The following is a 7,441-nucleotide window of genomic DNA, read 5'->3' on the forward strand; positions in this document are numbered from 1 at the left end:
TTTATAAATTTTGTTATCATTTAATCATAAGCGAAACTTAATTTGTTTCTAATTACTTAATTTTATTAAAAACCTAAGAATAATGAATACTACCAAAAATTATATATCCAATACACATAATTGAAGAAACTGAACCAAATTTACTAAAAAACAATTGAAATTCTTTAATATCAATATAAAGAAAAGGAACAAACATTCCAAAACTAATTATTAAAAAATATAATAATATTTTTCATCATTTTTCTTTTAAAAACTTTAAAATTTTATTTTTCATAAATTCAACTCCTAACTATACAATGTTTTTGAAACAATAAACCCAACTATATATAAACTTGATATCGTTAACATTAACGGATGAGAAAACAAAATTGCCATTTTGCCAAACAAAGAAAGTAAAAAAGTATCAGAATTATATAAATCCATAATAATATTTTTTGCTGATGTTAATTGATTTATAATGACTGTAATAAATCCTGTTCCAAAAATAGCGATTGCCGCAACTAATAAAACTAATCTAATCATTATTTATTCACTCTCCGATATCCTTGTTCTCTTGTTTTTGCTTGTTTTGCTAAACTTGATAATTGTTGCTTATTACGATTAATTTTAAACTGTTTACGCTCTTTAATATGTTTTTGTATACCTTGTTTAGTATCTGAAAATCCACGAGAAGTTGCAGAATAAATATTTGATACACCCGTTTGTACTGTTGAACCTAATTCGTTGTATTGAGTTCTTGTACCGTGAATTGCATAAATAGATAACTTAACAACCATAAAAAAGATAATAAAATAAGCAATTGTCGTATTTGTCATTGGTAATTTTGTATTTCAAATTACATCAAAAATAAACAAAAATACATCAAAAATAAAACTAAAAATTTTGTTTCAATTACTATTATTTTCAGCTAATAAATTAATCATTTTTACCACTTCCTTTTTCTTTTTTAGGTTTTAAATTCTTTTTCAAAATATCAATATCAAACAATTCTAAACGCTCTTTAACACTCAATTTAGTAATTTCTGACCAGTAATATTCTTTATAATTAACTATTTCATCATTTTTTAAATCACGCGCAAACTTTAATCATTGACTATCATATTTCTGTGCAAATTCTAACGGAATAATTATTTTAAAAAACCGAATTCCCAACCCAACATCTGACCTATGTTTTGCTCGTTTACCTTCTGCTGTTCGTTTTACTGATTTTGTTTTTCAAATTTCATAATCAGTAATATCTTGAAAAATACCAATTCGCATAATAAAGAATCTATTAAAAAAATTAAATCCTTTTTTAGCAATAGGTTTTTTTAGTGAAATTGGAATAATAATACCACCTGCTAATTGCCTAATATTGTTTCAAATCATACCCTCACGCTGAGCAGTAAACAAAGCACGATTACCAAAATGTCTTGCTAAAACAATTCACGGTATCTTACCACTATGAACTTTTTTCTCATCGTGCGGACTAGTTCCATCAATATATAAATAACTTTCATCAAATAAAATAACACTATCATCTGGGGTAACCGGTTTTGTTCGATCTGTAAAATCTAAATTTTTAAATGTTAAAACTTTAACTTTATCATCTTCTAACGGATAATTACTATAAATATTATCTGTTAATAGTTTCATAGTTTGTGATAAATAAGTTAAAAGTAATGTTTTTCCCGTTCCTAATTTACCAATAATTACTTATAACGGATTATCTCAAACAAAATTAACTAACCTAAACGCATTTAACTGATAAAAAATATTTTTTCATAATCACCAAACAAAATAAACACACTGCAAGGCAAATAACATTCAAAATACTAAACCAGTATAATTTAAAGAAATAATTCAAAATAATAAATCAACTAAACTAAACAAAAGCATTGAACCGCTAATATAACAATAATTTTTTAAGAAAAATATAAACTTTTTCATTATTTAAAACAACTAACTATTTTGAAAACCATTCACAATAAAAACCAAGTTAAAAATAAAATAACAATTCAAATGCCAATAATAAGAGTTAAAGTTCAGGTTGTAATACTTTCAACATTAGATTTATCAATAAATAAAAATACATGAATAAAAAACTCTTTTAATTTTTCTCAATCTTTTGTCATAATTTAAAAACTTCACATTTTTTGAATGATTTTAAAAAACATACCAAAAAATAAAACTATAAATAATACAAACGAGAGAATATACAAAAATTCATGAGCATTAGAACCAATAATATAACTTACAAATTGAACTCAATAATCATATAAACTCATTTAATTTAAATCTTTCAAATCATTAATCAATTCTTGTTCTTTTTCAACAGTTCAATTTATTAAATTATTATTATTATTATTATTATTATTATTTGTTTTTACTTTTTGAGGTTCACCAGGAAATAATGCTTTTTTCATTTGTGTAAAATAATTTTGTTTATATTGATTATATAAATTAATTAATTCTGTCCCGGTTAAATATTTTCACACATGACGTTTTAAATTTTCATTATATTTTACAATAGGGTAAGAATTATCATAAATCAAACCAATAGCTACTTGATCAGAATGTTTTTCACTAAAATAAATAAATCTATTACTTAATCAAAAACCAATATGTTTATTGTGATTAGGTAAATTTATAAATGAAGCTTTATAAGTCTGAAAAACTATAAATTCTCTTCGAATAAAATAATTTTCTACGTTAATATTCTTCTTATAAAAACTCATAAAAACACCCTACTTTCACACATATAACTCATTTTTACTAGTATCAATACCAGCAAACCATTTACTTTCAATTATTCTGCGAAAAGATTGAAAACCGTTATAACCAATAAATCATTCTATATCAATAACTTTTATAGTATTATATTTACACAATGGCGGATTAGGACCATTTTTATAACTTAGTTTCTGATACATTACTCAAATCAACTCGCTTTCTATTGCACTGCATTGAGCAAACATTTAACTTAAAATACAAACTACCAACAAATTTTTTATTCAAAATAGAATGACAAATTTGAAATTTACGTTCAATAAAAAATATTCAAATTCCTAACATAATTAATCACATTCCTTATTATCAAAAAATATTTTATATCAAAACCCATACGCTGACCTTTTTTCTCCTTTACTATTTGGAACATTATTAGCACTTGCACAAATAGCAGCATAAGCATTTTCATATTTAGAATGTCCTGGTTCATAACCATATACTTCTTTTATAGCTTCTTTATATGTATCATAAACTCCTAATATTCTTTCATCTTTTATGTCATATCTACTTAAGAAAAAATTATTTTTTGATTTTAACATAATGGTCAATTTCCTTTTCTAATTCTTCTGCAATATACTGATAAAAACTCATTTCTTTTCGAATAATATTAACAGATTCATGATGAATTTCATATTCATTCAATTGAATTAAAGTAGCTTGCATAGTTTTAATTTTCATTTTAATTTCATCTAATAAATCTTGCATAATTATTCCTCTAAACTTTCTATTTTTTCTTTGAATTCAGATTTTATAACATAAGCACCTTCTGTTCCGATAATTAATGATTTTCCTTGAATATATATAAAGTCACTTTTCTTGAATGTTGGATATTTTCTATTTTTTTCCAATAAAATATCTTGTTGTTTGATTCTTTCATCATAAAAATCAATTTTTTTTATTTTTTTGAGCAAGTTCTTTTTTTAATTTTTGATATTCATTAATACGTAACATTGCTTCTTAACTTGCTAATTTGTCTTTTTCAGCAAGTTTATTTTCATAAAAACTTTTTACTTTTTCTAAAATTTGTTCACGATCACTTTCAGAAAATATTTCAACTACTTCATGATGATTTAATTGTTCTTGATATTCTTTTAACATTTCATAAGTTGCTTTTAAAACATCTGGTGCCATTTTATTAGGCCACTTTGCAAAATATTGACCACAAACTGAAATTACTTGTTCGATACTATCTATAATTTTTTTCATATAAATACTCCTTTACTGTAATAAACATTGTTATACTAATGTAACTTAATTCTTGTTAAATAAACATTGGTAATAACAATGTTAAATATATAAAATCAAAAATACAAATTAGCACACTGAAAAATACTATTAACAACGTTAATAGAAAATATAAAATTAGTAAATAAAATAACAAAGCTAGTGTGCCACAGCTAAGATATATAATCGATTATAATAAATATTAAAATCCTTTAACCATAACACGGAAAAAGTTTAATATTTTAATAATTACTCAAATTCCAAATGGAATTAAAATAATTCACGCATCACCTAAAAAGGTCATTAATTGTGGTAACACAGCATAAATTGCTTCTTTAACTTTCATCATTGCTTGTCCCAAACCGCTTCAAATAGAACCCATTCCATCTGAAATAGTAGGCGTATCTTATGCTAAAAAATTAACCGCTGTTGTTAAATACATCCCTAACATTATTTTTTATCCTCCTTGTTTTCAATTTCTTTTTTATCTTTTTTCTTACCCCGAATTTGACGAATTTTTTGATAAATCGATAAACCAATTCAAGCAAAAATACCTAATATAATAACAACACTAAAAAATGTGGTTAATCAAACTGGCATAACTTAATTCCTCCTAAAAATCTAATTTTGCGGCACGCTTTGCGTGTTCGCTACGCTCAAAATAAACTATATTGAATAAATTACCGCTAATAAATTACGCGGATAATTTATTCATTTTCTTTTACATTATTAATTACAATATTATTGACAATATTAATAACATTATCTTTTCCATACTTAGTTAATAAGGACCGCAAAATAAAATAATGTTTCTTTTCAATAAAAAATCAACTCCTTTCTGAGTTGATTTGTTGCACTTCACTTACACGATGCCTCCGTTTCTGTATCAATTGGAATGCGATAATTATCATTATCTAATTGGGCATTATACTTTAGCATAAAAGCAATCCGACCAGATTCAGGATGACCATAAACCATATTAGCAGTATAAACAATGTGATCAACATTTGCTGCAATGGCCTTTGTTAACACCGCAAGAGCTAATGCTTGTGGTAAGGGTTGTTGATATAATATTTCATTTGTTAAACTGTCACGAATTAACGCCCCATTACAGGAAATAATTGGTGTTTTAATTTTTAATTTTGCAAAATATTATTTTGCCATTAAGTCTAATCGTCCTGAAACTAAAAACAAGTGATAATCACTAGCTAGTTGATATGTTTGTAATGCTTCATATGTTTCAGGATTAATTATATAACCTTCCCCTGCAATTGTGCCATCTAAATCAGTAATTACATAAGGATATTTTTTAACAAGATTCATAATCTTTTATTTCTTTTCTATTTATCTACTTTTAATTATAAAACTAAATAAACTGTTTTCGTAGTGTAATTTTAATGTTTTGATGGGTTCCAACCATTATTTTTTGACCACTTTGCCCTTTAAAACTAATTCATCCTAATCCAGCAATAAAGAGCGAATAATTACCTGGTTCCTTAATTTCGATCATTCGTTCAGTTCATTCTTGATAATCTTGTAATCTAACAACAGCAGTTGGTACATGCTGGGTAAAATAATAATCTTTATTACTTAATTTGGTACGGTGTAATTTTAAATTGTTATTTTTATAAAAATGAAAACTTGTTTTTAAACCTGTAAGATATGAAAAACTAGCTAATCCTTCATAAAAAATTGTTTGCTCTGCAGACAATTGAAATGTAATTGGTTTTAATAGTTGTTTAGTCAGCATATTTTTATTATTTTCGGCAAGATATGGAAGCAGACTATACTTATTAATGATACCAGGAGTATCATAAACTTTCTGTCTCGTTCCCAAATTAACAACAATTTTGTCTAATGTTGTTGCAAGGTTATTCGAAACAGTAATTTTTTGTTGTTGGTTAGTTAACTTAATTAAACTATTTAATAATGTACTTTTTCCTGTATTAGAACTACCAACAAAAACAAGATCATTATCTTGGCGCTTAATATATCGTCATAATTTATCTAAACCATAATTCTTTAAACCACTCACTAAAATAATATCTTCTATTTTTGAAAAAAGCACTGAATTTCGAAAAAGTTCACTAATATAAGTAATAATTTTATTAGCATTAATTAATTTATTTACTAAATCAATTTTATTAATAATTAAAGTTACTTTATTATTTTGTAATAGTTGTTCTAATTCCAAATTCCGTGTTCCATCCAAATCATAAACATCTAAAACATAAAAATAATGTCAATTCAAATGATAATCTTGGCGTAACTTTGCAATAAAATCAATTGCTGTTATATTATAAGGAACTAGTTCATTATAATGAGTTAATCGAAAACAACGATAACAATAATCTTGCGTTAATGTTTCCACATAACCAAGATTGTTTGGGGTTGTAGTTTGTAAAATAACCCCACAACCAGCACACTTCTTATAAGATATCATAGTCTAATCCATATTCTCCTTCATCAAAGAAACCTTTATGTAAAATATTTTTTTGAGCTAACCGTTTATAAAGTAAATTTTCTAATAAACGCATTAATCGGTTTGATTCATTAACACCTGTTACTGGGACAACTAAAATGCTTTCCATATGGGCTCGATTAGCGAATAAAACATCCGTAATTAATTGATCACCAACCATAATCATTTCATGGGGATTAGTATTAAATTGCCGTGAAATCACACGAAAATATTTTAATAATGGTTTTTTAGCATTTCAATAATAATGTTCAATCCCTGCTTTTTGGGCAAACCGTTCAACTCGTTTTCGGGCATTATTTGATACTAACACAAAAATCATCCCTAATTCCTTGACCTTTTGAATTAAATTTAAATTATCAGTATTCGGAATACCACGGTAAAATGGAGTCAAAGTATTATCTAAATCACAAATAAAGACTTTAATCCCATGTTTTTTTAATGATTCAAGATTAATTTTATTAACATTTTTCACATAAATGGATGGTTTAAAATAATTTAGTAATAAATTGCGATTCTTTTTTTTACCAAAAATATTCTTTGCCATTATTTAAAACCCTCGTTTCTTGCTATTATTTATTATATCAATTTTCAATAAAAAAGGTTATTATTTTCTATAAATCATAACCTTTTTAGCATCTTTAATTAATTATAATTTTACTAATAAAATACTTAATATGTAATTATTGGTGCAGTGCTTAATGGTTTTGGGGTTATTGTTTTAATTATTGAAACAATTAGATTTATCAAAACACATAAAAAAGAACAAAATAAAGATAGTATTAAAGATGTTATTAAAAAAGAAGATACAGAAAAGACTGCACCCCAAAAAGTAAGTAAAATTAAAAAAGAACTTTACTAAACTTTTAGAGGAGGTGCATTTTTTAATGGCAGGAAAAGAACAAAAATTTAAAACATATACTGCAGAATTTCGAAAAAATACAGTAAAAGAAATTGAACAAACATCGC

At 25.1% G+C, this 7,441-nt stretch carries 16 protein-coding genes and 1 pseudogene; 1 reads left to right on the plus strand and 16 read right to left on the minus strand.

Annotated elements, in window-relative coordinates; genetic code table 4:
- Positions 1–73: 73 nt before the first annotated feature.
- From D9R21_RS03520 to D9R21_RS03590, 16 genes and pseudogenes are all read right to left on the minus strand, one after another.
- Positions 74–274: a hypothetical protein gene (locus D9R21_RS03520; RefSeq protein ID WP_241568718.1), complete on the minus strand. Its 201-nt coding sequence runs from the start codon at positions 272–274 to the stop codon at positions 74–76.
- Between the two features lie 11 nt (positions 275–285).
- Positions 286–522, minus strand: a complete 237-nt coding sequence (locus tag D9R21_RS03525) for a hypothetical protein (RefSeq protein WP_004027616.1) — start codon at positions 520–522, stop codon at positions 286–288.
- On the minus strand, positions 522–923 hold the full coding sequence (locus tag D9R21_RS03530; protein ID WP_126821128.1) for a hypothetical protein: 402 nt from the start codon (positions 921–923) through the stop codon (positions 522–524). Before D9R21_RS03530 ends, D9R21_RS03525 begins: the two co-directional genes overlap by 1 nt.
- Positions 916–1,929: pseudogene (locus D9R21_RS03535) on the minus strand (hypothetical protein). Before D9R21_RS03535 ends, D9R21_RS03530 begins: the two are co-directional and overlap by 8 nt.
- Positions 1,929–2,114, minus strand: coding sequence for a DUF2649 family protein (locus D9R21_RS03540; RefSeq protein ID WP_126821129.1), 186 nt, complete (start codon positions 2,112–2,114; stop codon positions 1,929–1,931). Before D9R21_RS03540 ends, D9R21_RS03535 begins: the two are co-directional and overlap by 1 nt.
- 153 nt (positions 2,115–2,267) lie before the next feature.
- A complete protein-coding gene (locus D9R21_RS03545) occupies positions 2,268–2,717 on the minus strand; it encodes a DUF3627 domain-containing protein (protein ID WP_126821130.1) in 450 nt (149 codons plus the stop codon).
- 9 nt (positions 2,718–2,726) lie between these two features.
- Positions 2,727–2,912 (minus strand): hypothetical protein, encoded by a 186-nt coding sequence (locus D9R21_RS03550; RefSeq protein WP_126821131.1) that lies wholly within the window; start codon positions 2,910–2,912, stop codon positions 2,727–2,729.
- A 144-nt stretch (positions 2,913–3,056) separates the two neighbouring features.
- Positions 3,057–3,308, minus strand: a complete 252-nt coding sequence (locus tag D9R21_RS03555) for a hypothetical protein (RefSeq protein ID WP_126821132.1) — start codon at positions 3,306–3,308, stop codon at positions 3,057–3,059.
- Positions 3,289–3,474: a hypothetical protein gene (locus D9R21_RS03560; protein WP_126821133.1), complete on the minus strand. Its 186-nt coding sequence runs from the start codon at positions 3,472–3,474 to the stop codon at positions 3,289–3,291. Before D9R21_RS03560 ends, D9R21_RS03555 begins: the two co-directional genes overlap by 20 nt.
- 252 nt (positions 3,475–3,726) lie before the next feature.
- On the minus strand, positions 3,727–3,975 hold the full coding sequence (locus tag D9R21_RS08295) for a hypothetical protein (RefSeq protein ID WP_241568720.1): 249 nt from the start codon (positions 3,973–3,975) through the stop codon (positions 3,727–3,729).
- A 220-nt stretch (positions 3,976–4,195) separates the two neighbouring features.
- Positions 4,196–4,375 carry a hypothetical protein gene (locus D9R21_RS03570; protein WP_241568721.1) on the minus strand — a complete coding sequence of 60 codons (180 nt, stop codon included), beginning with the start codon at positions 4,373–4,375 and terminating at the stop codon, positions 4,196–4,198.
- Between the two features lie 68 nt (positions 4,376–4,443).
- On the minus strand, positions 4,444–4,593 hold the full coding sequence (locus tag D9R21_RS03575) for a hypothetical protein (protein ID WP_126821134.1): 150 nt from the start codon (positions 4,591–4,593) through the stop codon (positions 4,444–4,446).
- 177 nt (positions 4,594–4,770) lie between these two features.
- Entirely contained in the window at positions 4,771–5,133 is a 363-nt protein-coding gene (locus D9R21_RS08300; RefSeq protein ID WP_334199035.1) for an HAD hydrolase family protein, read from the minus strand.
- A gap of 12 nt (positions 5,134–5,145) precedes the next feature.
- A complete protein-coding gene (locus D9R21_RS08305) occupies positions 5,146–5,316 on the minus strand; it encodes an HAD family hydrolase (protein WP_241568722.1) in 171 nt (56 codons plus the stop codon).
- A 43-nt stretch (positions 5,317–5,359) separates the two neighbouring features.
- A complete protein-coding gene (gene yqeH / locus D9R21_RS03585; protein ID WP_126821135.1) occupies positions 5,360–6,436 on the minus strand; it encodes a ribosome biogenesis GTPase YqeH in 1,077 nt (358 codons plus the stop codon).
- Positions 6,423–7,019 carry a YqeG family HAD IIIA-type phosphatase gene (locus D9R21_RS03590; RefSeq protein ID WP_114564249.1) on the minus strand — a complete coding sequence of 199 codons (597 nt, stop codon included), beginning with the start codon at positions 7,017–7,019 and terminating at the stop codon, positions 6,423–6,425. Before D9R21_RS03590 ends, yqeH begins: the two co-directional genes overlap by 14 nt.
- A gap of 147 nt (positions 7,020–7,166) precedes the next feature.
- Here D9R21_RS03590 and D9R21_RS06990 point away from each other — a divergent pair, with 147 nt between their 5' ends.
- A complete protein-coding gene (locus tag D9R21_RS06990) occupies positions 7,167–7,334 on the plus strand; it encodes a hypothetical protein (RefSeq protein WP_158613863.1) in 168 nt (55 codons plus the stop codon).
- Positions 7,335–7,441: the final 107 nt, after the last annotated feature.

Source organism: Spiroplasma endosymbiont of Megaselia nigra (assembly GCF_003987485.1).
Lineage (GTDB): Bacteria > Bacillota_I > Bacilli_A > Mycoplasmatales > Mycoplasmataceae > Spiroplasma.